The following is a 289-nucleotide window of genomic DNA, read 5'->3' on the forward strand; positions in this document are numbered from 1 at the left end:
CACACTGACGGGAATTGCGGCAGATACGCAGTTAACTGTAAATGTAACCGCAGTGAACGAGGGCGGCGAGTCTCCAATGTCTCAGATCGTCACGAAAACACAGCCAACACCAGCTTAATAAGTCAACATACAAGACATAGAGCGTTAGCGATTGCTAATGCTCTTTTTAATACTTAAAAAGGGGATGTAATGACATGACAGTTTTTAAAATTGATTTAGAAGTACCAAAACAGGAATTTGAGATTGGCGGCAAAGTTTTTGACGTTTATTACGATGATGAAAGCTTAAA

Source organism: Kitasatospora sp. NPDC057692 (assembly GCF_042799475.1).
Classification (GTDB): domain Bacteria; phylum Actinomycetota; class Actinomycetes; order Streptomycetales; family Streptomycetaceae; genus Kitasatospora.